The 26,111-nt window shown below is 51.8% G+C and carries 15 protein-coding genes, 1 other RNA gene and 1 pseudogene; 8 read left to right on the forward strand and 9 right to left on the reverse strand.

Annotated features, from left to right (window positions below):
* Window positions 1–74 precede the first annotated feature (74 nt).
* The 6 genes and pseudogenes from G4551_RS17780 to G4551_RS17805 form a co-directional block, all read left to right on the forward strand.
* On the forward strand, window positions 75–1,484 hold the full coding sequence (locus G4551_RS17780; protein ID WP_003839817.1) for a TolC family outer membrane protein: 1,410 nt from the start codon (window positions 75–77) through the stop codon (window positions 1,482–1,484).
* Window positions 1,481–3,667, forward strand: coding sequence for a type I secretion system permease/ATPase (locus G4551_RS17785; RefSeq protein WP_003839815.1), 2,187 nt, complete (start codon window positions 1,481–1,483; stop codon window positions 3,665–3,667). The genes G4551_RS17780 and G4551_RS17785 overlap by 4 nt, the downstream gene beginning before the upstream one ends.
* 7 nt (window positions 3,668–3,674) lie before the next feature.
* Entirely contained in the window at window positions 3,675–4,838 is a 1,164-nt protein-coding gene (locus tag G4551_RS17790; protein ID WP_085951585.1) for an HlyD family efflux transporter periplasmic adaptor subunit, read from the forward strand.
* 72 nt (window positions 4,839–4,910) lie between these two features.
* Window positions 4,911–5,274: a transfer-messenger RNA gene (gene ssrA / locus G4551_RS17795) on the forward strand.
* A gap of 167 nt (window positions 5,275–5,441) precedes the next feature.
* Window positions 5,442–6,362 (forward strand): AbiTii domain-containing protein, encoded by a 921-nt coding sequence (locus tag G4551_RS17800; protein WP_032941184.1) that lies wholly within the window; start codon window positions 5,442–5,444, stop codon window positions 6,360–6,362.
* A gap of 157 nt (window positions 6,363–6,519) precedes the next feature.
* A pseudogene (locus G4551_RS17805) lies at window positions 6,520–7,127 on the forward strand (site-specific integrase); the annotation flags it as partial.
* 55 nt (window positions 7,128–7,182) lie between these two features.
* Here the strand turns inward: G4551_RS17805 and G4551_RS17810 are convergent.
* Both G4551_RS17810 and G4551_RS17815 read right to left on the reverse strand, forming a co-directional pair.
* On the reverse strand, window positions 7,183–7,872 hold the full coding sequence (locus G4551_RS17810; protein ID WP_003839808.1) for a DarT1-associated NADAR antitoxin family protein: 690 nt from the start codon (window positions 7,870–7,872) through the stop codon (window positions 7,183–7,185).
* A gap of 3 nt (window positions 7,873–7,875) precedes the next feature.
* Window positions 7,876–8,505, reverse strand: coding sequence for a DarT ssDNA thymidine ADP-ribosyltransferase family protein (locus tag G4551_RS17815; RefSeq protein ID WP_003839806.1), 630 nt, complete (start codon window positions 8,503–8,505; stop codon window positions 7,876–7,878).
* A 675-nt stretch (window positions 8,506–9,180) separates the two neighbouring features.
* Between G4551_RS17815 and G4551_RS17820 the strand changes: the two genes are divergently transcribed.
* Window positions 9,181–12,723 (forward strand): inverse autotransporter beta domain-containing protein, encoded by a 3,543-nt coding sequence (locus G4551_RS17820; RefSeq protein ID WP_003839804.1) that lies wholly within the window; start codon window positions 9,181–9,183, stop codon window positions 12,721–12,723.
* A 432-nt stretch (window positions 12,724–13,155) separates the two neighbouring features.
* Window positions 13,156–17,511: an autotransporter outer membrane beta-barrel domain-containing protein gene (locus tag G4551_RS17825; RefSeq protein ID WP_032941182.1), complete on the forward strand. Its 4,356-nt coding sequence runs from the start codon at window positions 13,156–13,158 to the stop codon at window positions 17,509–17,511.
* Between the two features lie 214 nt (window positions 17,512–17,725).
* On the opposite strand, the gene iolB is transcribed toward G4551_RS17825, so the two are convergent.
* Genes iolB through G4551_RS17860 form a run of 7 tightly spaced genes read right to left on the reverse strand, consistent with a single transcriptional unit; the run spans window position 17,726 to window position 26,088 of the window.
* The gene (gene iolB / locus G4551_RS17830; protein ID WP_003839800.1) at window positions 17,726–18,544 is read right to left on the reverse strand and encodes a 5-deoxy-glucuronate isomerase; all 819 of its coding nucleotides are present in this window, start codon (window positions 18,542–18,544) and stop codon (window positions 17,726–17,728) included.
* Between the two features lie 9 nt (window positions 18,545–18,553).
* Window positions 18,554–19,444, reverse strand: coding sequence for a myo-inosose-2 dehydratase (gene iolE, locus G4551_RS17835; protein WP_003839797.1), 891 nt, complete (start codon window positions 19,442–19,444; stop codon window positions 18,554–18,556).
* 14 nt (window positions 19,445–19,458) lie between these two features.
* Complete coding sequence (locus G4551_RS17840) at window positions 19,459–21,363, reverse strand: bifunctional 5-dehydro-2-deoxygluconokinase/5-dehydro-2-deoxyphosphogluconate aldolase (protein ID WP_003839795.1); 1,905 nt, start codon at window positions 21,361–21,363, stop codon at window positions 19,459–19,461.
* 12 nt (window positions 21,364–21,375) lie between these two features.
* Entirely contained in the window at window positions 21,376–22,509 is a 1,134-nt protein-coding gene (locus G4551_RS17845; protein ID WP_003839793.1) for a Gfo/Idh/MocA family protein, read from the reverse strand.
* 8 nt (window positions 22,510–22,517) lie between these two features.
* Window positions 22,518–23,546, reverse strand: coding sequence for an ABC transporter permease (locus tag G4551_RS17850; protein WP_003839791.1), 1,029 nt, complete (start codon window positions 23,544–23,546; stop codon window positions 22,518–22,520).
* Window positions 23,547–23,557: 11 nt separating this feature from the next.
* Window positions 23,558–25,105: a sugar ABC transporter ATP-binding protein gene (locus G4551_RS17855; RefSeq protein ID WP_003839789.1), complete on the reverse strand. Its 1,548-nt coding sequence runs from the start codon at window positions 25,103–25,105 to the stop codon at window positions 23,558–23,560.
* Between the two features lie 53 nt (window positions 25,106–25,158).
* Window positions 25,159–26,088, reverse strand: a complete 930-nt coding sequence (locus tag G4551_RS17860) for a sugar ABC transporter substrate-binding protein (RefSeq protein WP_003839787.1) — start codon at window positions 26,086–26,088, stop codon at window positions 25,159–25,161.
* Window positions 26,089–26,111 lie beyond the last annotated feature (23 nt).

The raw sequence follows: 26,111 nt of genomic DNA on the forward strand, positions 1-26,111 counted from the left end.
TAACTACAGCCCCGGATGCGATGACATCCGGGGCAATAACAGTCGTCGCTGCCGTATTTTGTAAGGGATAATCTATGAGAAATGTCGCGCCTGTTGCCTTACTGCTGGCATTAACGTTCTGTACCCTGCGGGTGAATGCCGAAGATGAACCGCAAATTATTACGCCGGAAGGACTGGCCACTAGCCAGATGCTTCCCTCGCTGGACGGCGCGGTTGCCGATCTGCCGCTAAGTGCCGCCGCTCCCGGTAGCCTGACGCTCAACGACGCGGTGAGTCGTGCCGTGAGCTGGCATCCTTCTATTCGTGAATCCATCGGCAAACTGCTCTCGCAAAACGAGCAAATCGACGTGGCGAAGTCAAAATATTACCCGCAGGTTTCTGCCGGAATGAACAACGGTTACAGCAATACCTACACCGACCACGGCTTTAGCCCGGCGCTGGTGATTTCGGTATCGCAAATGCTGTACGACTTCGGCAAAGTGGCAAGCCAGGTCCGCGCCGAGACCGCCGGAGCCGCGCAACAGCAGGCGAATGTGTTACTCAGTATTGATACCATCGCCCACGCCACCGCCAACGCGATAGTCCAGGTGCAGACGTGGCAGCAAATGGTGGACGCCGCCGAAGAGCAGCTCACCGCCTTAAACGGCATTGGTCGACTGACCCGTCAACGCAATGATGAAGGGGCAACCTCGCTGTCAGACGTGGTGCAAACCGATGCGCGTATTGAGTCTGCTCGTTCTCAGTTGGCGCAATATCAGGCCAATCTCGACAGCAGCAAGGCCACATTGATGAGCTTCCTCGGCTGGAACTCGCTTAACGGCATCAGCAATGAATTCCCGGTCAAACTGGACAGCAGCTGTGATGTAGTCAAACCGGACGATAAACTGGTTCCCGCGGTCCTGGCGGCCTGGGCACAAGCGAATGTAGCGCAGGCAAACCTCGACTACGCTAACGCGCAGATGACGCCCACCATCTCTCTGGAGCCGTCGGTTCAGCACTATCTCAACGACAAATACCCCAGCCATGAGGTACTCGACAAAACCCAGTATTCTGCATGGGTAAAAGTTGAAATGCCGCTGTATCAGGGCGGCGGACTCACCGCCAGACGCAACGCCGCCAGCCATGCGGTAGAATCTGCACAATACTCCATCCAGCGCACCCGACTCGAAGTACGGCAGAAATTACTGGAGTCCCGCAGCCAGGCGATGAGCCTCGCCACCGCCCTGCAGATTCTACGTCGCCAACAGCGGCTGAGCGAACAAACGCGCGAGCTTTATCAACAGCAATATCTGGACCTTGGCTCGCGCCCGCTGCTCGACGTGCTTAACGCCGAGCAAGAGGTGTATCAGGCCCGTTTTGCTGAACTCCAGACTCAAAACCAGCTGCGCCAGCTCCAGTTGAACTGTCTCTATAACACCGGCTCGCTTCGCCAGGCGTTCGCCTTAAATAATCGCAGCATTCAATCGGTGGAGATCAAGCTATGAGCAACCTCGATTCACATGCGGATGATGTAATTGGCGAACACGCCCTGAGCCAGTGGGCGCAGGCGATGACGCATATTGCCAATCACTATCGCGTGGCCTGTTCTCCCGGCGCAATCCAGGCCAACGCCCCATGGTTTGCGGGAAAAAGCCGGGCCACGGCCCTGTCGCAACTGGCGCGTCAGGTGGGACTGTCATTTCATGCGCTGAATACCGCCACGCAGGCGTTCGGTCAATGGCGCCTGCCGGTGGTGGCGGAACTGCGCGACGGCCAACTGATGGTAATAGAACATTTTAACGGCGAAGATACGTTAGATGTTTTCATCATCGCCGAAGAGGGCCAGCGTAACAGGTTAACGATTGCAGAACTTCTGCCGGAGATCGTGAGCATTACCGCGCTGCGCCCGTTGTCGGCGCTGAAGGACAGTCGGGTAGACCGCTATATTTCGCGCTTCAAGCCCGACTGGATGCGCGAACTGGTGTTAAAGGACATCCGCCCTTACCTGCCGGTCATGATTGCTGCCTTTCTGATTAACGTCCTGTCGCTCGCCGGGATTATCTTTTCCATGCAGGTCTATGACCGGGTGATCCCCGCCCAGTCTTATCCAACGCTGTATGTTCTCTCTACCGGTGTTCTGGTAGCGGTGCTGTTTGGCTTTTTGCTGCGCGAAGCGCGTACCCACATAATGGACCTGCTCGGCAAACGCGCCGATATGCGCATTTCCGATCGCGTGTTTAGCCACGCATTGCGGCTGCGCAACAGCGCCGTCCCCCGCTCGACGGGGAGCTTTATTTCTCAACTGCGCGAGCTGGAACAAGTTCGCGAGATGATCACCTCTTCGACCATGTCGACCATTGTCGATCTGCCGTTTTTCTTTCTGTTTATCGTGGTGCTGGCATTTATCGCCCCGCCGCTGGCGTGGATTGCACCCGTCGCGGCCCTGCTGATGATCCTGCCTGGCTTGCTGTTACAGAAGAAGCTGGCTGTGCTTGCCAACCAGGCTGCCCATGAATCCACCCTGCGCAACGCGGTGCTGGTCGAAAGCGTTCAGGGGCTGGAAGACATCAAGCTGATGCAGGCGGAAAACCGCTTTTTACAGCAGTGGAACAGCTATATCCGTATTACCGGAGAGTCAGGGCTACGCACGCGTAAGCTGACTCAAGGGCTGATTGGCTGGGGCATGTCGGTACAAAGCCTGGTCTACGCCGCCATCATTATGTTTGGCGCGCCGATGGTCATTGAAGGCACGATGACCACCGGCGCCGTGGTGGCGGCTTCAATGCTCGGTTCCAGAATGATTGCCCCGATGGCTAATCTGTGCGGCGTGCTGGCCCGCTGGCAACAGGTTAAGGCGGCAAAGATGGGATTAGACAGCATCATGCAGCTTCCCACCGAAACGCAGTACGACGAAGACCGGGTGCATCAGGAGATTTTTCACGGCCATTATCTGTTTGAGAACGCACACTTTCGCTACCACAGTGATGATCAGCGCGTTCCACTACGGATCTCGCGCCTGGAGGTCATGCCCGGCGAACGGGTGGCGATCCTCGGGCGTAACGGCGCCGGGAAATCAACGCTGCTGCAGGCCATGGCGGGTGGTGTGGAGATTATCCAGGGCGATGTCCGGCTCGATAACCTGAGTCTGGTGCAAATCGATATGGCCGATTTACGCCGCAACATCGGTTTTCTCAGCCAGAATGCGCGACTGTTTTTCGGCACCCTACGCGAGAACCTGACCCTCGGCGCACCGCACGCCAGCGACGCGCAGATCTTCGAAGCGCTGGAGGTCAGCGGCGCGGCTGCTTTCGTTAAACAGCTCGCCAAAGGGCTGGCGCATCCCATTATGGAAGGCGGCAACGGTTTGTCCGGTGGACAACGGCAGTCGATCCTGCTGGCTAGAATGCTGCTGCGATCGCCCAATATCGTGCTGCTCGATGAACCCAGCGCCTCGCTGGATGAACATACCGAGCGGGAATTTATTCAGCGCCTCAACCAGTGGTTGGGTAACCGCACATTGATTGTCGCCACCCATCGCGTACCGGTTCTGGAACTGGTCGAGCGCGTGGTGGTGTTGAAAGAAGGTCAACTGGTCATGGATGCCCCGAAAGCGCAGGCGTTGAATGCGAGCCGGGCACCTGCCCCAACTCACGGTCGGGAGTGGAAAAATGAAAACCAATCCGCATGATGCCGCCATGGACGACCTCGATATTCGCCGCGAGCACCGTTTTTCCGGGGCCAGCCGCATTATTCTGCTCAGCACGCTGTTGTTTGCCGTCCTGGGTATCTGGGCATATTTCGGCAAGCTGGATGAAGTCTCAACCGGCAGCGGGAAAGTGATCCCCAGCTCGCGTGAACAAGTCTTGCAATCACTGGATGGCGGTATTCTCGCCGAACTGACGGTCCGCGAGGGAGATAAAGTCCAGGCTAATCAAATTGTTGCTCGCCTCGACCCTACCCGTTCAGAGTCCAACGTTGGGGAGAGCGCCGCCCGTTATCGCGCCTCACTGGCCTCCAGCGCAAGGCTCAATGCCGAAGTTAACGATCTGCCGCTGGTCTTTCCCGATTCACTGCGCGCTTGGCCGGATCTCATCGCCTCCGAAACTCGCCTGTATAAAAGCCGCCGCGCACAGCTTGCGGATTCAATGGCGGAACTGCAGGATGCGCTGGTCTCGGTAAATAAAGAATTGGCCATTACTCAGCGACTGGAGAAAAGCGGTGCCGCCAGCCACGTAGAAGTGCTGCGCCTGCAACGCCAAAAAAGCGATCTGGGATTAAAAATCACCGACCTGCGCTCGCAATATTTCGTGCAGGCGCGGGAAGCGCTGTCAAAAGCCAACGCCGAAGTGGATATGCTGGCGGCTATTTTAAAAGGACGCGAGGATTCCGTCACCCGCCTGACCGTACGCGCGCCGATGCGCGGTATTGTGAAAAATATCCAGGTCACCACCATTGGCGGCGTTATTCCGCCTAATGGCGAGATGATGGAGATTGTACCGCTGGACGATCATCTGCTGATAGAAACCCGCCTGTCGCCGCGTGATATCGCGTTCATCCATCCCGGCCAGCGGGCGCTGGTGAAGATAACCGCCTATGACTACGCCATTTACGGCGGTCTGGAAGGCGTAGTCGAAACCATCTCACCGGACACCATTCAGGATAAAGTGAAACCGGAAATCTTCTATTACCGCGTGTTTATCCGCACCCATCAGGACTTCTTACAGAACAAACTGGGACGCCATTTCTCCATCGTACCGGGCATGATTGCAACAGTGGATATAAAAACAGGTGAAAAAACCATCGTCGACTATTTAATCAAACCGTTTAATCGCGCAAAAGAAGCGCTGCGTGAGCGCTAAATCCTTGAGGATTAGGGGTTGCGGGGGCTGGTCACGCGTGTCACAAGTCTGTTATACTTGCTCTAACACATTGGGGCTGATTCTGGATTCGACGGGATTCGCGAAACCCAAGGTGCATGCCGAGGGGCGGTTGGCCTCGTAAAAAGCCGCAAAAAAATAGTCGCAAACGACGAAAACTACGCTTTAGCAGCTTAATAACCTGCTCTGAGCCCTCTCTCCCTAGCTTCCGCTCTTAAGACGGGGATCAAAGAGAGGTCAAACCCAAAAGAGATCGCGTGGATGCCCTGCCTGGGGTTGAAGCGTTAAATCTAATCAGGCTAGTCTGGTAGTGGCGTGTCTGTCCGCAGGTGCCAGGCGAATGTAAAGACTGACTAAGCATGTAGTACCGAGGATGTAGGAATTTCGGACGCGGGTTCAACTCCCGCCAGCTCCACCAATCATGATTGGATAGTGCCAGGACAGCACTAGCAAAAACAGGAAGTTAGCAGTCTCAGCAGGACACCGACCAGACGGTGAGGGGACAAAAAAGATACGCAAAGGAGCCGCGGCTCTTTGATGACACAGAAGCCCGCTGATGCGGGCTTTTTTTATGGGATAAGACATATGAACCAACTGCAAGAAATCATTCAGATACTAAGTACTGGTGACGAAGGCACAACAAATGCTCTCATAAAAACGAAGATCCTTCTTTTCTCTATCGGGAAAAAGGAGCTTGCTGCATGGGTAAATCATGAGATCAACGGTTATCCTGATTCAGTTTCCCTTCCCGATTATAGAATTGTTGGCACAAGAATTCTTGCAGATCTGAACAACGGCGTTCGCCTATATAGAGCTTTTCCGTTACCGATTGGCTACCTAAGTGAAGATGACTATGAAGATGCTACAACCAGTGAAGTTAGACTTTCAATCAGTCAAATCGAAGACCTAGTTACCAATGCTGGTGATAGCCATGCTCTTCAGCAGCCAATTCCTTTAGATTACGCGTTAGTTAAATATTGCAAAGGTATCGATAGAGGCTATGAGTTAACACGCTGTTATAAAGAGATCGCGCTTCATAACTTCACTTCCATCTTAACTCAGGTCAGGTCACGACTACTTGATTTTATACTTGAACTTTCTGATCAAGTTTCTGAAATACCAGATGAGAAAAACATGACAGAAAAACTTAAAAATATCGACACGTCTTCATTATTCCATAACTCAATTTTTGGAGATAATACTGTCATAAACTTCGGAAATGAAAACTCATTTTCTGTGAATAACCACGTCGTAAAAAACGACACTGAATCATTAAAAGAGTATCTCTCCGCTCAGGGGTTCCCTAAATCTGATGTTAACGATTTAGAAATTGCTATTGGTGAAGATGGCCCGATAGCTAACAAACGTGGTGAATATGGTCATTCTGTTAGTAAATGGTTGGCAAATATTGCGAGTAAAGCAGCCCATGGTACTTTGGGCATAGGAATAGCTGCTGCAACTCAAGCAGCAACAGCTGCTCTGAAAAAATACTACGGTCTATCATAACCATAATGGGGTGTCGGGGGTCGGAGGTTCAAATCCTCTCGTGTCGACCAAAATTCCCGAAAAACCAACCTTCTACGGTTGGTTTTTTTATACCTGTTTTCTGAACGGGGAATAATCGGGGAAAAACCCCGAAACAAAACATCGACTTTACCGTAAAGTTTCAGCTATTCAGTACCAAAGTGATAAATCAGAGGCAGAAAGTAGTTATGTGGTTGATTCGCTATCACCCGCAGAAGTAGACGCTTTACTCTCTGCTGCTGCCGATAAACAATGGGAGTATCTTTTCTGGTTCGCGATACAAACCGGGTTGCGTAACTCTGAACTGTGCGCTCTTCGTTGGCGTGATATCGACTTTGTAGGGAAGACAGTCCACGTTCAGAACGCCAGCGTAGTTGGTGTCATCAAAGGAACAAAAACAAAGGCCGGTACGCGGAAAGTAGAACTGACTGAAGAGGCATTGGCAGCTTTAGGCAGCCAGAAACTGTTCACTTTTATGAAGGATGAAACGATATTCGAAGATCCAAAAAGTAACAAACCATGGGCTAGTGCTGACGCAATTAGAAAAAAGCATGGGTTCCAAAACTACGAAAGGCTGGGATTCGTTACCGTAATCCATATCAGACACGTCATACCTTCGCTACTAGCCTGAAAAGTCGGGGGTTAACCTATTCTGGTTGGCAACGAAAATGTGACAAAAGGTCCAGAAATGTTATTTCGACATTATGTGTTCATATCTCAAAGAGATATAATGGAAATACATCTTTAAATATAAAAACAAAAAGTAATTTAGATATAATTAATGGCCATCATAGGCCATTAATTATATCAATGTTTTTTGAAAAGCGTAATTCTCAATACCATAATGAGTTACTAATACTGATAAAAACTTATCTTTTGAAGATAAAACATCATCCAACATATTTCGCCGCACTAAAGAGACAAAAAGAGCTGCTGCTCTAGCTTGGCAATTAATAGACTTCGCTGGATTAAATTCAATATCAGTAAAGCCATCAAAATTTAACAAATGGAGAGCTAATGTTTTATTTTGGTTAAGCGCACTTAAATATAACCAATCATAGAAAGCCGTTCTGGGAATAAGGGGCCATATAGTATTATAAAATTTGAAATTAACCAGACTCCCTGACTCCTTCAATCTCATATCTTTCTTGGCCTCTACAGAGCTTTTGTCTAAGATATCGACATATGGTCCTCCCATTTCAAATACTTTACTTGCCTGAAATGCAGATTCAACTGTAAACTCTTTACCAAGTTTTTTTGTCTTTATTCTTAGATTAAAGGCACTAAGTTCTACTCCTAACTCATCCTCAGATTTACTAGAAATCTCCAACAAAGAGTTCACCCCCTGCTCATTCGCAGCTGCATGTAATGCCCTGATCGATTTTTGCTTTTGCGTTTTAGACATCCCTGGTGCCCAAGGGAAGTCTACATCCTTCGTAACGGATAGTACGTTACCGGCATTTGTAGGGATGAAAACAGGTCTAACGGCCATAACTTATCCTAAATAATAGTGCCTCTGAGAGTAGAGTGTTCTACCATTAAGATTAGCATAGTATCTCTGATGTGTCTGGGGATATAGTCCTTTGAAATGTTCGGCAGATTGTTTGTTAGGGTGAAATGTATTTACAATAAATGATGGGTCAATTTTTTCAAACACCAGCACTTCAGCTTGAACATCCGTTGTATATTCAGCAGGAAGGTTTGCATCTCTCTGAATGCCAAACACCTCATCTGAAAACAAAGCACTAAATGCCACATTCCCTTTCATTAACTCAAGATCGTTAAAACGAACATTATTTGATGCTGCATTAGTGGGGTAAAATGCGCAATTCTTAGTCCAAAGAATGGATGGATTAATCTCTAATATGACCCAGTTACCAGGTTTTAAGCTCCTATATTTCCAAAACATTTTTGCATTAGGGAAACTTATCGACAAACATATCGCATCTAAATGCCCATCAATCCTATCTTCATCGTTGAAATCATAGTTATATTCATTCACTTCATCATCAAGCTCTGAACGTGATAAAAGACCATTTTCTAAAATAGAAGATAGATTGTCGCTATGTGTAAAATGAAACAGTCTAGTAATATTACGTTGTTGAATTAATTCCTGAAGTGTCATTCTCTACATCCATTCGATTGATAAAACAACATACTGAAAATATCATACAAAAAAAGTATCCTCAAATGGTACGTATGTGATCAACTTCAAAATAAAACAAGAAATTACAGTTAGTTACCGAGAGTTGGCGCGGGTTCAACTCCCGCCAGCCAATCATGATTGGACAGTGCCAGGACGGTACTAGCAAAAACAGGAAGTTAGCAGTCTCAGCAGGACACCGACCAGACGGTGAGGGGACAAAAAAGGATACGCAAGGGAGCCGCGGCTCCCGAGTGACAAAAAAAGCCCGCTTATGCGGGTTTTTTTATGCTCTTTGACCCGTCCTGAATAGCGTTGGCACGTTCCAGACTTAAATCCGGAGAACGTGATGATAGCTGAATACGAACAAGCAGATTAATTTCCTGACACCCCTTTATATTTAACAGTGAACGACCATGGTTAAATAACACCCCTACAAACTTAAAATCGTCACGATAAAAAGAAACATATTTTTTAAATATATTTGTCATTTAAACATTCGACATAGTTAGCCCCCCCCACGCCACATAGTGTAAAAATATCCAGTTAACTTCTCCATGAACAACTCTTGAATTTTCCTACTAAATACATATATTACGCATCCCGTTCAGTACATAGAATAACCTTTGATTTTTTTAATTGATATTGGAGTTACGAATGTCAAATAAGAAAATTTCGCGGAGCAATGGGGCAACAGGCCCCGTTAATAAGGTTGTCGCATGGTCAACAATCGCTTTGCAGGCCCTGTATCCTGCCCTTCTTAGCTTCACGCCAACCATTAGCCATGCGTCAGCCGTTAAGGCATCGCAGACCGCCGCAGAACAGCAAGAACTGCGCGGCCTGTCTTCTCTCGCCGCGCAAGCTGGCAGAAGTATTGAAAACGGCCATGCGGGCAGTTTTGCTGCCAATACCGTCTCAGCACAGGCAACGAAGGAGGTGGTAGAGTGGCTACAGAAGTACGGTAATGCGCGTATTCAACTCAACGTCGATGACGCTTTCTCGTTGAAAGATTCGTCGTTCGATTTCCTTTATCCGTGGATTGATACAAAGCAGCATGTTTTATTTAGCCAGACATCGCTTCACCGTACCGATGACAGAACCCAAACTAATATCGGTATGGGTTATCGCTACTTCACGGCGGATAATTCAATGCTGGGCGCAAACTTATTTTATGACTACGATTTAAGTCGTCATCACGCACGTATGGGTGCAGGCGTTGAGTATTGGCGAGATTATTTACATGCAGGCGCAAATGCTTATTTAAGATTATCAAAATGGAAGGATTCCCACGATCTGGATGATTATCAGGAACGTCCAGCGGATGGATGGGATATCTATACCCAAGGTTGGTTGCCATCGTATCCGCAACTGGGCGCATCGCTTAAATATGAAAAGTATTACGGCAAGAATGTCGGCCTCTTTGGCAGCGATCATCTTCAGGAAAATCCGTACGCCTTTACAGGCGGGATCAGCTATACGCCGGTTCCGCTAGTTACGCTTTCCGCTGAACACAAGCAGGGGCAGAGCAATACTCATGATTCACGCTTCGGCGTAGAGATTAACTATCGCCCCGGCATCTCGCTGGCGAAGCAGTTGGACAGCGACAATGTTGCGTTGATGCGCGAAGTTCAGCACGGACGCTACGATTTTGTCGAACGAAATAACAATATTGTTCTGGAATACCGCAAAAAATCGGTTCTGAAAATCCGCCTGCCTGAAAGCGTACAGGGGGAAGGTGGCACCGTTGTTCCGGTGACTATTTCACTGGATAAATCCCACTGGGGCATTCAGTCGGTAGAGTGGAACGATAGCGCATTTGCCGCCGCTGGCGGGCGCATTTCCGGTAGCGGCACGTCATGGCAACTGACGTTACCCGCTTATACACCAGGCGGCACCAATCAGTGGCAGATCGGCGCAACGGCGCGAGATATTAAAGGAAACGTCTCTAACTATGCGGTGATGAGCGTGATGGTGACGGGGAATTCAGCCACTGTCGGCACAATGGATTTTACATTGAACGACGAGCAGCAACCGATCATCGCGGCTGATGGGAAGTCACAGCATCCGGTTAAGCTGGTGCTTAAAGATACCAATGGCAATCCGTTAACAGGGCTTGCACATGACATTGAGTTGTCTTTGGCATTTACGCCTGACGCACAGAGAAATCGTGAGCGTTCGGCACTGGCTCCAAAGCTTGGTGAAGTACAGGAAACCCGTTCCGGGGTGTATACCGCTATGCTGACGCCGGGTTTAACGGCGGGGACGGCACGCATAACCGCTAAAGTCCTGGGTAAAACAGAAACCCTGACAGTGACACTAAAAGCGGTTTCCGCCGAGTCGGCAAAATCGACATTCACGGTAATGCCCATGGAGCAGGTCGTAGGGCACCCGATTAACCTGGCGTTAGAAGCAAAAGATAAAGACGGGACTGCCATCACCGGCGACGACAGCTTACGTTTTTATGCTGTTTCAGCCAGCGGCGAGATCCGTTTTACTGCAGTAGAAGAGAAAGACGGCGTGTACAGCGCTAAGGCAACATCTGAACTGGCTCAGGCGACACGCATTGGTGTGACGTCACAAAAACATGATTTCTCCGGGCTGGAAAAACAAGCCAACTGGATTGCAGACAAAACGCAGCCGGTGGTGCAGGCGTTTAACCTGACCAGAGACAATGCGCTGGCGGATGGCAAACAGAGTAATGTCGCGGTCGTTACCCTGACCGACCCTTATGGTAACGCGCTATCCGGATACACGGTCACCCTGGCGTTACCGTCACAGGTCAAGGTTGCGAATGGCGAGAACGTTGCCACCACCGATGCCAAAGGTGAAGCAAGATTCTCACTGACCAGTTCAACGCCGGGAACCTATGAGGTTACGCTGAACGTGGGGAACATCAGCTCATCCCTAAGCGTCACATTTGCCTCTGCAATGGAGGGGGCAACATTGTCTCTGACAGCCAAAGACAATGGCGCAATCACCGATATTGCAGCAAACGGTCGCGATGGTGCCACGCTTGAGATCATGCTCAACAATACCAACGCGTCGGTTGAAGGACAGAAAGTGGAGCTTATCGTAACGCCACAAGGTCTCGTGTATCCGGACAAAATCACCACCAATAAAGAGGGTTACGCGACGGTAACGTTAACAACGGTTAAGGCGGGTCATTACACCGTTAATGCCAGGGTTACAGATGGGCAGCACAGCGTTGAGTCCTCAAGCGTTGACCTGGAATTCGTACCTGATATTAACAGCGCAGTGCTGAATTTGGCGGCACCTGCTGAGAGCATCGTGGCAAACGCATCAGCTACGCATGAAATTCAGGTACAGGTTGTCGACGGTGAGAACAACCCATTTAGTGGCAACGTGCACCTGACCAGTACCCCTGCCAGTGGATTAAAACTGGGCCAGTCAGAACTGACATTGGATGAGAAAGGAATGGCATCAACAACCTTTGTTGCCACAGAAGCCGGGCACTATCAATTGCAGGCAACCTTTATCAAAGAGGGTAAACGCGTTACGGCGGGTAAGGCGATTGAGGTGGTATCAGATCTGCAAAATGCAGCGTTGACGATCGAACCGTCAACCACATCCGCCGTAGTGAGTGATGTGGATAACGTGGCGTTTACCCTGCATCTGAGCGATACATCGGGGAACAGCGTCAGCAACCGTAAGCTGAAGATTACGGCCACAGGCCCATCGCCACGCGATCCTCTGGTGATTGATAATACGCTTGTCACCACCAATGCTTCCGGTACTGCGACCGTAAATGTCCACGGTCAAAAGGCGGGTCGTTACACGCTGACCGCCACATTGGCTGAACACGGTAGCAACGTCTCGGCAAATGCTTCGCTGATACTGAATGCTGATGCCCAGAATCCAGTACTCACTCTGGAGCAGGATTTTGGCTACGTCGTTGCCAACCTTGAGCCGATGGGCTTTATGGCCCGATTGCGAGATAAATTTGGCAATCCGTTAAACGGCAGTGTCGAATTTAGCGCAGGCAGCAGAGCCAAACCCGACAGCGGAACCTTTACGATGACACCGGATAAAACCAACTTTAAGTTAGGAAATGCCTACTCTGAACTGAGAACGGATACTGCTGGTGAAAGTTGGGTGAAAGTGAAGGCAACGACGGGAGATAAAACGTTGGAAAAAGAACTCACCGTCTGGGTAGTTGAGAATCATCAACCGAATTCCTGATCGGGATATAAACAGGAGATAGCCGCAGCATGGCGGCTATCTCCCTTTCTATATATTGTCCACACGTCTTCTACCCACTAAGACTCAGAACTGTAATAGGTATAGCAAAGCTAAGTTCACTCTCGACGATTCCCCCTCCCCCGTTGATTTTAAAACAAGCAGCAATATAATAAAGGGGCTGGAAATATCGGCAAAGCCTCAGGTAAAATATTTTAAGACTTATGGCTACATTATCAAAATTAATTTATCACGTGACAAACTACGCAGGGAGACTTGAATCAAGTATCCAGTACTGATGTTTACACCACATTAATGACACATGACATATATCATCAATTCGGAGATCTGCATTTTCACTCTCAAAATGTGGCCCGATAAATACCTTACCCCAAAAGTGTTAAATTTTTATTATGATTATTTTGCGGAGAGTTTATGAACAAAATATATCAAATAAAATGGAGTAAAGTCCGTAATTGCTGGTGTGTGTGCTCCGAACTGGGAAGGAAGAACACGAAAAAAAAGTCCTGGGCGTTATTAGCCGGTGCTGTAGCGCTATGTTCATCAATGGCCTTTGCTAATGATATTGATGTCAGCACAGATAACACCGTTGATTTCGGCGAAAAAAACCAGTCTATTAATTACCATATCAATGTAAAAGATAATGCTAACCTGGTAATCAATGCGCCGGACTCTCGCCCCCGCCTGACCTTCACATCAGGTGGTGGGCTGGATATTACCCAAGGAACAGTGCGTATCAATGGTGAGCTAAACGTTCTGCTGAGAGGTACGGGTTACCTTAACGTGTCCAATGCAGGCAGCGAACTCTATGCTGACGACTTATATGACAGCGCATCAGACAACTGGCGAACTGGCGGTTATTTTAACGTGTCTGATGGCGGTAAGATTCATGTTAAAGGGACCAGTCGTCTTACCTACGAAAGGGGAAACATTAGCGGTGAAGGTAGCCAGGTAAATACACAAACATTCTTTATGGGTGTTTTCAAGAGCTACGGTGGCGATCAATTCCTGTCGGTTAATAACAAGGGTGAAATTAACGCCAGTGAGAAATTAAGCCTGGGGTATTATAATCAAGATTCAAATACTACGCTGGTGGTATCTGACATGGGGAAAATATCTTCCCCAGAAATTAGCTTGAGTACGAACTCAGAATTAGCATTAGGCGCTCAAGAAGGTGAGAAAGCTAAATCTGCAGGGGTTATTGACGCCAAGAAAATAGAGTTTGTCTGGGCTAGCACGGACAATAAAAAAATCACATTGAACCACACCAGTGATAACGCAAATATAACAGCTGATATATCAAGCGGCAGTGAGGGGCTGGGTAATATCAATGCGCTAAATGGTACAACGTTTTTATCTGGTGATAACTCAAAATTTAGCGGCAACGTAAAAATTGCCAGGAATGCCACCCTTGGGGTTACGCAGAACCTGGGAACCGCTGATATTAGCAATAGCGGCAAACTCTTACTGAACGCCCAGGACAACATGGCGTTTACCAATAAGGTTTCGGGGAACGGCATTATCTCCGTCGGCGCCGGAAATGTGGCGTTATTAGGTGATAACACCGCCTTTAAAGGAAAGATCAATGTTGAATCGGGTGCCGTTGCAACCGTGTCCGATCAGAAAAACTTGGGCTCTGCCGGGTTATCCGTTGACGGGAAACTGCAGCTCAATAGCACCAGCGACTGGTTGTTTAGCCACCAGATTTCTGGGTCTGGCATCCTGGGGGTCGATACGGGAAATCACGCTTTCTCTTTTAAAAATAGCGCAGCGACCTCTGGGTTCACTGGTGCTCTGGCATTACAAAATACGACATTCAACCTGCAGGGAACCAACACCGATGCTCTTGCAAAAGCAGGGCTGATTGCAGGAAAAGGGAGTGAAATTTCACTGGGTACAGGCACACAGTCCATCGGAAGTCTGGCCTTTTCTGGCGGTACCATTGAGTTTGGTAACATTACCCCCGGCATACACCAAACCGACAAAATGGTGAATGTTAAAGACCGGTTAGACCTGACAGGGTCTGGTGCTGTGCAGGTGAATCCTGTGGGCGTAGTGGACGCCATATCTCAAGGTATTGATACCGGTCTCTCCTTAATGGAGCAGGAAGACGCCAATGCGGAAATTAAACTGGTTTCCACCAATTCAGCAACCGTTGTAACAGGAGATGCCGGAAACCTGCAACTGCAGGATCTGAACGGTAACGCGATAACCGACGCTGTTCAGCATGACATCAGCCAGGACGGGCAGGTTGTAGCAAAGGGAACATACGACTATCGCCTGACCAGCGGGCAAAACCATGACGGCCTTTATGTGGGCTACGGTCTGACGCAGATTGAACTACAAGGACAGGGTCAGAATGCACTGAGCCTGAACGCCAACGGAAAAGTCGGGGCGGCTGCGGAATTGAGTTCCCGCCTGACCGGCTCCGGGGATCTGGCGCTCGACAGCCAGAAAGGCCACACAGTTTCACTATCTGGTTTGAATAATGATTACACCGGTCTGACCGATTTGCGCAGCGGTAATCTACTGATGCTCAATGATAATGTTCTGGGCCATACAGCAGGTCTGCAGATGGCAGAAGAGACCGTTTTGGATATGAATGGGCATAGCCAGACGATTGGGCAGCTAACCAGCGCAGCGGGATCAGTTCTGAATATTAATAGCGGTAGCCTGACGATTTCTAACGGCGGAACATCCGCGGGGGCATTGGTCGGCAGCGGTAATCTGAATATAGATAACGGTGTCTTTAGCGTGAAGGGCTGTAATGCGTCCTTAAACGCAACAACGGCCATTGCCTCCGGCGCAGAGGTCACTCTGGATAATGCTCAGGGATTGGGAACCGGGAAGATTATTGCCGATGGTCATCTCAACCTCAATGCTGTTGAGGGACACTTGTCCAACAACCTTAGCGGTAAGGGTGAAGTTTCATTCAGCGAATCTAACGTCGCTCTTAAGGGGGATAACAATGGATTTAGCGGCCAGTTAAACCTGGATAAAAACACACAATTAGTGGCATCAGCCGCCGAACATCTGGGGGAGGCGACGATTCACAATCAGGGTGACATGATCCTTAACAGCATGGATGACTGGACCATGCAAAACCAGGTAGATGGCAGCGGTAATATCATCAAGCAAGGCCAGGGCACTGTCACTCTGACTGCGAATTCCACCTATACCGGCACCACGGATATTCAACAAGGGGGGCTGATGCTGGGTCAGGAGGATGCGCCTGTTACTTTAGCGAGCCAGCAGGTCAATATATCTTCTGCCGGTATGCTTTCAGGCGCGGGAACGGTACTAGGCAGTATCCATAATGCCGGACTGTTTGTTGCCGGAAATGGAGCATCAGGCCACTTTACTGTTGGCGGAGATCTCACCAATCAGGGTGCGATATCTTTGGGGAATATTGGACAGTCCGCCGGCAACCAGCTGATTGTTGAAGGAAATTACCACGGCAACAATGGTCATATTAATTTTGATACGGTTCTGGGGGACGATCGTTCGGCCACCGATAAGCTTATTGTAAAAGGTGATACTACTGGCAATACTCAAGTAAGTGTCACCAATGCAGGAGGCCAGGGCTCACAAACTCTGGAGGGGATTGAGCTTATTCATGTTGATGGCCGTTCTGATGGTGATTTTGCTCAGAGCGGGCGTATCACTGCGGGTGCGTATGATTATTCATTGGTTCGAGGTCAGGGGGCTAACAATAATCACTGGTATCTGACCAGTCAGTTGATTAAGCCTGAAAATCCCGAAAAACCGGTTTCGCCCACAGAGCATATGCTTCGCCCGGAAGGAGGAACCTATACCGCGAACCATGCTGCAGTAAACACCATGTTCAACATGCAGCTACACGATCGCTCGGGCAAAGCTCAGTACACAGATGTGTCAACCGGAGAGATGAAAACCACCGGTATGTGGATGCGTCAGGCAGGTAGCCACCAAAGTTGGTATGACGGTAGCAGCCAGTTGCGTACTCAAAGTAATCGCTATGTGATGCAGCTCGGCAGCGATATCGCGCAGGGCTCAACCAACGGGCATGATAGCTGGCGTCTCGGGATCATGGCCGGATATGGCCATGACAATAATCAGACCCGCTCATCAGCAACGGGTTACGCCTCGCGAGGTAGCGTCAATGGCTACAGCACTGGCCTTTATGCCACGTGGTTTGCCGATAACACTGATCATAAAGGCCTGTACTTCGACGGTTGGGCACAATATGGATGGTTTGATAACCATGTCAAAGGTGAAGGACTGGCTTCTGAGTCCTATAAATCCAAAGGTCTGACGGCATCTGTTGAAACGGGGTATACCTTTAAAGTTGGCGAATTCTCTGGCAGCAAAGGAACCGTTAATGAGTGGTATGTTCAACCGCAGGCGCAGGTTACCTGGATGGGGGTCAAATCTGATGACCATCGGGAAGCTAACGGAACGCGTATCGAGATGAATGGTAACGGTAATATTCAAACCCGTCTTGGAGCCAGAGCCTATCTGAAAAGCTTTAATAAAATGGATGAGGGCAAAGGCCGCGAATTCCAGCCATTTATTGAAGCTAACTGGCTCCATAATACACGCAGTTTTAGCACAAAAATGGACGACGTTAGCGTCAGCCAGGAAGGTGCACGCAATCTGGGAGAGATTAAACTGGGTGTCGAAGGCCAGATTACGCCAGATTTAAATCTGTGGGGTAATGTGGGCGTCCAGATTGGAGACAACGGTTACAACAACAGCGCGGCAACGTTAGGACTGAAATATCATTTCTAATCAGCCCGCAACAAAAGATAGCCGGGGTGTTTTCGACAGCACCCTGGCTACTGCCATAACCCCAAATATATCGACGCTTGCATTATTCTCATAGCCAGGCGAGCTATGAGAATAATGAGCACTTAAATAGTACCAACCGTCATCCCATCCCTCCCATTTTACTGATCAAGAAGAGGGAAAAAACGACTCGCTTTTAACAAAGCCATTCAAAACCTTACTTATCAACTGGATACTCGCGATTAATCCACGCATGTTCATCTTCCCAGGTGAACATCCATTTGCGTACCGGGCCCGCCATCACGTTGAGGTAGTAGCTGTCATATCCTGCCAGGGTTGCCACCGGGTGATACCCTTTTGGCACCATCACGACATCGCGGTTATAGACAGCCATACACTCGTCAAGCGACCGGTCGTCGGTGTATACCCGCTGCAGACAGAATCCCTGCGGCGGGTTGAGGCGATGGTAGTAAGTCTCTTCCAGATAGGTCTCCTGCGGCGGATTGTCGGTATCATGCTTATGACTTGGCCAGGAACTGGTACAGCCTTCGTTGGTCCACACTTCCACCACCAGCAGGCTATCAGCAGGTTTATCTTCCGGTAAAATGTTATGCACATAACGCTGGTTGTGACCTTTGCCGCGCGCTTCCCCGTCGATATCCTTAGGTGCGATCAGCCGTGTTGGGTGTGTGCCTTTCCCCGGCGCAGCGCAGACCGCCAGCTCCAGTCTGGTCACCGCCTCAACCTGTATGGTTTCACCAGCGGTGACATAGACCGCCCACGGTTTGATCCGTTCGAACGGGCTCATCCGCTCGCCGATATCCGTAAAGGTTGCACCCGGCGTGGTGACGGTCGCGCGTCCGGCGACCAATACCAGACAACGTTCTTCGCTGACGGCGGGCAGCGTAAGCTGCTGCCCCTCTTCCAGTTCGTACGCTTTAAAGCCAACATATTCCCAACCGGCGCTTTCCGGCGTCACTGACTGCGTACGCCCCTGCGCGTCCGGCTGCTGCCAGCGTGATAATAAACGTGACATATCACCTCCTCAGATAAGATCAGCGTCACGCGCCAGACGGCTAAGGTTGTTATAGCCCAGACGCGCATACGTTAGCGGATGCGCGATGGCCGGATCCTGCTCCGCCTCCACGACTAACCACCCCTGATACTGGTTCGCCTTCAGCAAGGCCATGATCGGCGGATAGTCAACGCAGCCATCGCCCGGCACGGTAAAGACCCCACTCAGTACCGCATCGAGAAAGCTGGTTTTGCGATTTTTGACATCCGCCAGCACGTCGGCACGCACGTCTTTACAGTGAACATGGTTGATACGCAATGCCCAGCGCTGCGCCACCGCCAGCGGATCGGCCCCGGCGAAGGTCAAGTGTCCCGTGTCGAGCAACAATCCAACTTCATCACCGGTATTCGTCATCAGATTACCCACATCTTCAGCAGATTCAATCACCGTTCCCATGTGGTGGTGATAGGCAATCTGTACCCCCTGCTGCTGGGTGTAGCGCGCAAACTCGGTAAGTTTTTCACCGTATTCTTGCCAGCGCTCTTGCGGGAAGCGCGGACGCAGATGTACCGGCGTCTGCTGCTCGCCGTGAATGCAACCACTGACTTCGGCAAAGACCAGCACCTTGGCACCCAGTTCGCGCAGTAACGTCAGGTGCGATTGCACGGCGGCAATCTCTTCCTCCACGCTGCGTTCCAACAGACGTCCGGAGTACCAGCCGGACACCAGTTGCAGGTCGTGACGCTGCAAAATGGGGCCGAGCAGTCGCGCTTCGCGCGGGAATTTATTGCCCAGTTCGAAACCGGCAAATCCGGCTTCTTTGCCTTCGCTCAGACAAGTATCAAGCGACGTCTCTGCACCCAGTGAAGGAAGATCGTCATTCGTCCATGTCAGTGGATTAATACCTAATTGTACCGTCATTATCTTCTCCTGAATTATGCTTGTCCGCGCTCGCGCCACCAGGCGATAAGCTGCAGGTAGTTATCTTTAATGCGCGCCACCAGTTGCGCATCGTCAATATCGTGTTTCAACCACGCGCGGGAAGCGTCGCCAAACAGCGTGCGTCCCACGGCAAATCCTTTCACCACCGCATGACCCGCAGCCGCTTTGAAATCCGCGCGCAGTTGCTCTGCCGGTGCGTCCAGACCAAGGATCACCACGCCACGGCAGTGCGGATCGCGCCGTTCGATAATGTCACTCAACGCCGTCCAGCCAGCAGAAGTCAGCGGTGGGAGTTTCCACCAGTCGGGGTAGATCCCTAAGTTGTAGAAGCGGGAAATAGCGCGCAAATACAGTTCATCACTGCGCGGCATACTGGCCGGCAAAATCACCTCCAGCAGCAGCTCATGACCAGACTGGCAACAGGCGCGGTACACCTCGGCGATTTTCTGTTCTTGCTCCAGACGCAACGCGTGGGCATCTTCCGGATGGAAAAAAACCAGACACTTCACCACATGTTCCTGCGGCCAACTGATGAGCTGCGAGCCAATATTGCCGTGTTCCATCTCCAGCGGGCGAGATCCCGGCAGTTCGATAGGGCGACCTATCCACCAGCCCTCTCCGGTTATCGAATTCAGCGCATCCTGACCAAACGTACCGTCGCAAAGCAGCCCGGCCTTGCCCTCCAGCCCGGCGCTGTTGGCCGCTTCACGGCTGGCCTGCAAAATAAGCTGTTTCAATGCCGGAATACGCTTCAAAGACGCGCCGCACTGTAGCGCCATCTCTTCAAGCTGACTGCGGTGATCGAAAGCCATCACGCACAGTTCCGACCATGTGCGACGGCGAGTCGTCACGCGATGCAAATGGTTGAGATGCGGATCAAGATCCGGACGCGGAACCTCCGCAGCGCGGGAGAGATAATCATCCAGCTCGATTTTGCTCGGCATCGCCGGGGCACAGCCGTGACGCGATACCACCAGCGCACCACAGGCATTAGCATAGCGGCACGCCTGCTCCCATCCCTCATCGTTGAGGTAGCCGCGCAGCAGGCCGGACATAAACGCATCCCCCGCCCCCAACACGTTCAGCACCTCCACGCGTACGCCGGTCACCGTCAGGCCATCGTCCAGCCGGGCCGGGATCGCGTCGGTATACACCGAGCTACCGAGCGCACCGCGCTTGCAGACCAGCGTCGCGTTACTCACGCCGCGAACCTGCGACAGCGCCTGCAGCGTATCGGTACTGCCGCCCGCGATATGAAACTCTTCCTCGGTGCCGACAATCACATCAAAAAGATGCAACACCTCCTGCAACTGACGGGTGACCTGATCGGCGGCGATAAAACGTGTTTCGCCGTCGCCTAAGGATGTAAGCCCCCACAGCACCGGGCGATAGTCGATATCCAGCGCCGTGCGCACGCCGTGACGCCGGGCGTAGGCGAGCGCCGTCAACACCGCCTCGCGGGTTTGCGGATGAGAAAGATGCGTCCCGGTGATGGCAAGACAACGAGCAGAAGCGATGTACTGTTCATCAACATCGCTGGCGGTAATCGCCATATCCGCGCAGTTATCACGGTAAAAAATCAGTGGGAAGGTGTCCCGGTCTTTAATGCCGAGTAGCACCAGCGCTGTCAGGCGGTCTTTATCGGTAATCAGATGGCTGGTATCGCAGCCTACCTGATTTAATTCTTCACGCAGGAAACGCCCCATATGTTCGTCGCCAACCCGCGCCAGCATTGATGAACGCAGTCCCTGCCGCGCCGTTCCGTAGGCCACGTTGCCGGACGATCCGCCAAGATATTTGGCAAAGCTCGACACATCTTCCAGGCGTGCGCCAATCTGCTGACTGTAGAGGTCAACCGCCACGCGGCCCATGCATATCACATCAAACTGCTTTTCCACGTTGATACCTCTTCAGACAATATCGTTCACATTCAGCCAGCGGCCTTCCAGGTGCGAGAGTGCGATAGCGTCAAGCACACGCGACACCTTCCAGCCCTCTTCGAAGTCCGGCCACATCGGCGCATCGGCGGCAATGCCGTCCACCAGGTCGCGCACTTCCACAGTTTTCTGGTCGTTAAAACCGATACCATGCCCGGCTCCCATGCAAAACGCGCCGTAGTCCGGATGCGAAGGACCAACCAGTAAAGTGCGAAACCCCTGGCGGTTGACCGGATCGTCATGCAAATAGAGCTTCAGCTCAGCCATGCGCTCCTGGGTAAAACTGATGGTTCCTTTGGTCCCGGTAATCACATACGACAACCCCATCTTGCGGCCACAGGCGACGCGGGAGGTTTCAATCACCCCTTGCGCACCGCCTGCAAAGCGCACCATTGCGTGGGCCTGATCTTCGTTCTCTACCGTCACCATTTGCGAGGAACCGGCTTGCGCCGGACGCTGTGGCACCACGATCTTCAGGTCGCCGCAGACCTGATGAATATCGCCAACCAGGTACTGCGCCATATTGACGATATGCGCCGCCAGATCGCCAAGTGCCCCCAGACCCGCCGTTTCTTTAAAACAGTGCCAGTGGATCGGTGCAAGCGGATCGGCCATGTAGTCTTCGTTGTGGGTGCCGTAGAAATGGATCACCTCGCCAATTTCGCCGCGCTCAATGATCTCTTTCGCCAGCTGCGCCGTTGGGTTCTTCATATAGTTGAACCCCACCAGGGTTTTCACTCCTGCCCGCTGTGCAGCCTCAACCATTTCACGCGCGTCGTGGGCGTTCAGCGCCAACGGTTTTTCCGAATACACATGCTTGCCGTGGCGAATCGCTTCCAGCGCCATCTCTTTGTGCAGATGATTAGGAGAACAGATATCCACCACATCAATGGCCGGGTCGGCCACCAGCGCCCGCCAGTCTCCGGTTGAGCGATTGAAGCCAAACGCCTGCGCCCGCTCTGCCGCCAGTTCCGGCGTGACTTCCGCCACCATCTCGCGCACTAGTTTGCCGCGCAGGTTGAACACCGTCGGGGCCTGGGCATAGGCGATAGCGTGCGCCTTACCGATATACCCGGTGCCAATCAATCCAATACGAACCTCTTTCATCATGATCCTCACAGTGCGCCGCGACGGCTCTTGGCGTAGGTATCGAACGCCACCGCCAGAACGATAATTAAGCCGGTAATAATTTGTTGGTAGTAAGCCGAGACGTTCATCAGCACCAGACCGTTAATCAGGATGCCCATGATGATCGAGCCGATAATGGTGCCGCCGATGCGTCCGTAGCCCCCCATCAGCGACGTGCCGCCAATCACCACCGAAGCGATGACCCGCAGCTCAAAGGAGATCCCGGCGACCGCTTCCGCACTGCCTAAACGCGCACTGAGGATGAAGCCCGCCAGCCCCGCCAGACAGCCAATCAGCACGTAGACGCTCACCAGCACGCGCTTCACGTTGACCCCTGCCAGACGCGCCGCCTCCGGGTTGCCGCCGATGGCGTATACGAAGCGCCCCCAGCGGGTTTTATGCAGTGCCAGGTAACCGCCAATAGCGACCAGAGCAAAGATCCAGATAGGAATCGAAATGCCGAGCAGTTCGCCGCGTCCCCACCAGCGGTATCCCGCGTCGAAACCGGCAATCGGCGCGCCGTCGTTGATCACCAGCGTCAGGCCGCGCCAGATGGTCATCCCACCGAGGGTGACGATAAACGGCGGAAGACGCAGGCGGGTCACGCCGAGGCCATGCAGAAAACCAATCGCGGTGCCCATCGCCATACAGATACCAAGGCCAATCAGCCAGCTCATGCCGCCCCAGGCGTTCGGATCGACGGTGGTGAAGTTGTCGCCCTTGATCACATACGCAGCGGTCATAGCGCAGACCGCCAGGATAGAGCCCACCGACAGATCGATGCCGGCAGTCAGAATGACAAACGTCATCCCCACCGCCATGATTCCGTAGATGGAGACTTCGGTCAGAATGTTGAAAATGTTGCGTTCAGAAAGAAAATTGCTGTTCTGCAACTGAAAGAAAATCAGCAGCAGGATCATAAAAATCAGCACCCCAAAGCGCTCAAAAAAGGCAATGGGATCAAGACGTCCACCGCGTTTGGCTGGAACCTGCGTTTTAGAAATAATCTGCGTCATGAGTCACTCCGTTATGCCGCATTCAAGGCGTTATGGTTGATGGCCATCATCGTCATTAGCCGCTCTTCGTTGGCGTCATCGCCGTGGATCTCGCCAGTCACCCGACCTTCACTCAACGTGATGATCCGATCGGAAACCGCCATGACTTCCGGCAGATCGGAGGAGATCACAATCACCGCCACGCCCTTTTTCGCCATATCAAACAGCACCTGATGGACTTCTGATTTGGTGCCAACATCGATGCCGCGCGTCGGTTCATCCACAATCAACACCCGAGGGTTAAGCGCCATGCAGCGCGCGAGGATCACTTTTTGCTGGTTTCCGCCGGAGAGCTTGCGCACCTCCTGCGCACTGTTGACCATTTTGATCTGCAGCGCCTGGCGGTAAGACTCAATCAGGGCATCTTCTTTGCGGGTATTCACAAACCAGCGCCAATGCAGCAGTGACGACAGGCTGGAGAGCGACAGGTTGTCGCGGATCGACAGTCCCAACACTGCGCCCTCTTTTTTACGATCTTCCGGTACCAGCGCCAGCCCCTGATCCAGCGCAAACAGCGGATCGCGCGGCTGATACGGCACGCCATCAAGTTCAAAGCTGCCGGAGGTAAAACCGTCGGCGCCAAACAGGCAGCGAGCCACTTCGGTGCGCCCGGCACCCACCAGTCCGGCAATACCTAATACTTCGCCAGCATGCACGTGGAAGCTAATGTCGTGCAGCGCGATGCCATGCGGATCCAGCGGCGGTTTTTCGCGGCTAAGCCCCTTCACCGCCAGACGCACAGGTTTATCTTCATGGTGAGTTTCGCTGGCCGGGCGGCGATTAAAGGCCACATCGCGCCCCACCATCAGACGGATCAGCTGTTCTACGGTGGTCTGTGCAACCGCGCCATTCCCGGTGAATCGCCCATCCTGGAAAACGGTGAACTGGTCGCAGAGCTGAAAAACTTCATGCAGGCGATGGGTGACGTAGATAATGCTCACGCCACGCCCTTTAAGTTCCCGCACCACCCGGTGCAGACTTTCTACTTCGCTGTCGCTCAGCGCGGCGGAAGGTTCGTCCATGATGATCAGCTTCGCGTTCAACGTCAGCGCCCGCGCAATTTCCACCATTTGCTGCTGCGCCACGCTCAGTCGGGCCACGGCTGTGGTTGGCGCAACGTTCAGTTGCAGGTAATCCAGAATTACCTGCGCCTCCTGATTTACCGCCTTTTCGTCCACAATCAGATTGCGTTTACGCGGTTCACGTCCGAGGAACATATTCTCGGCGACGGTCATATTGGGCAGCAGATTAAATTCCTGATAAATCGTGATAATGCCCTTGTTCTGCCGCTCAACCGGAGAGTCTTCTACCGGCAATGTTTCGCCGTTGAACCAAATATCCCCGCGTGTTTGCGGCTGTGCGCCCGCCAGCGCTTTCAGCAGGGTCGATTTTCCGGCACCGTTCTCACCTAACAGCGCATGAATTTCGCCTGCTCCGACAGTCAGTTGTGCGCTGCTCAGCGCCCAAACGCCGGAAAAGCTTTTCGCCAGGTCGGTCACTTTCAGTAAGGGTTGCGACATCGGTCTGCTCCTCCTCATAGAGAGCCGCCACTTGCGCGGCGGCTGCGGACATATCAGTTACCGGCCTCACTAATACGCTCGGCCTGCTGCAGGTTCTCTTTGGTGATAAGCGTTGGCGGGTAGTCAGCCCCGGTGATCGCAGTCTTCTCACGGACGTTATTCACCAACTGGCTCATGGCCGTTTTCACCGCAAAGCCAGGACGTTGATCCGCCGTCACTGCCAGCCAACCGTCGCGCACACGCGCCAGTGCTTCCGGCACGGCATCGAATCCCGTGACCAGAACTTCACCCGGCTTCAGTCCTTGCCCCTGTAACGCTTCAATCGCGCCCAGCGCCATATCGTCGTTAGCGGAGAGGATCACCTGCGGACGCTTCGGCAGCGAAGGCAGCACGCTTTCAACAATGCGCATCCCTTCAGAACGCATCCAGTTACCCGTCTGATCGGCAACGATCTTGTACTTTTCACCGCCCGCCTTCAGGCTGTCGCGAATACCTTTAGTACGTTCAATGTTGGAGGAGGAGCCTGGCTGGCCGGTCAGCAGAATAATGTCTGCCCCGTCTGGGAATTTGGTTTTGACAAAGTCGCCAATCGCCTGGCCGCCTTTGTAGTTGTTCGCGCCGAAGTGCGGCACTTTTTTCTGGCTGTCAACGGAGCGGTCGAGCGTGACCACGGGCAGTTTCGCATCCTGAATTTCATCTACCGCGCTGGATACCGCGTTGACATCGTTCGGCGAAACAATAAAGCCCTGTGCGCCACGAGTTATGGCGTTTTCCAGGTCAGCGACCTGTTTTGGCGAGCTACCCTGCCCGTCCAGGACCTGTAAATTCACGCCCATCTCTTTTGCGGCTTTCACCGCCGTGCGCTGCATGTGAACTTCAAATGGCATCGCCAGGTTTGGCGTACTGAAAACAATTTGCTCGTTTTCAGCAATGGCTGCCCCGGATGTCATGGCGATGAGGACAGCTAAGATCAGTTTTTTCATTATTATGTCTCTCTGTGTAGGGT

The sequence above is a fragment of the Citrobacter freundii ATCC 8090 = MTCC 1658 = NBRC 12681 genome (genome assembly GCF_011064845.1).
Taxonomy (GTDB): Bacteria; Pseudomonadota; Gammaproteobacteria; order Enterobacterales; family Enterobacteriaceae; genus Citrobacter; species Citrobacter freundii.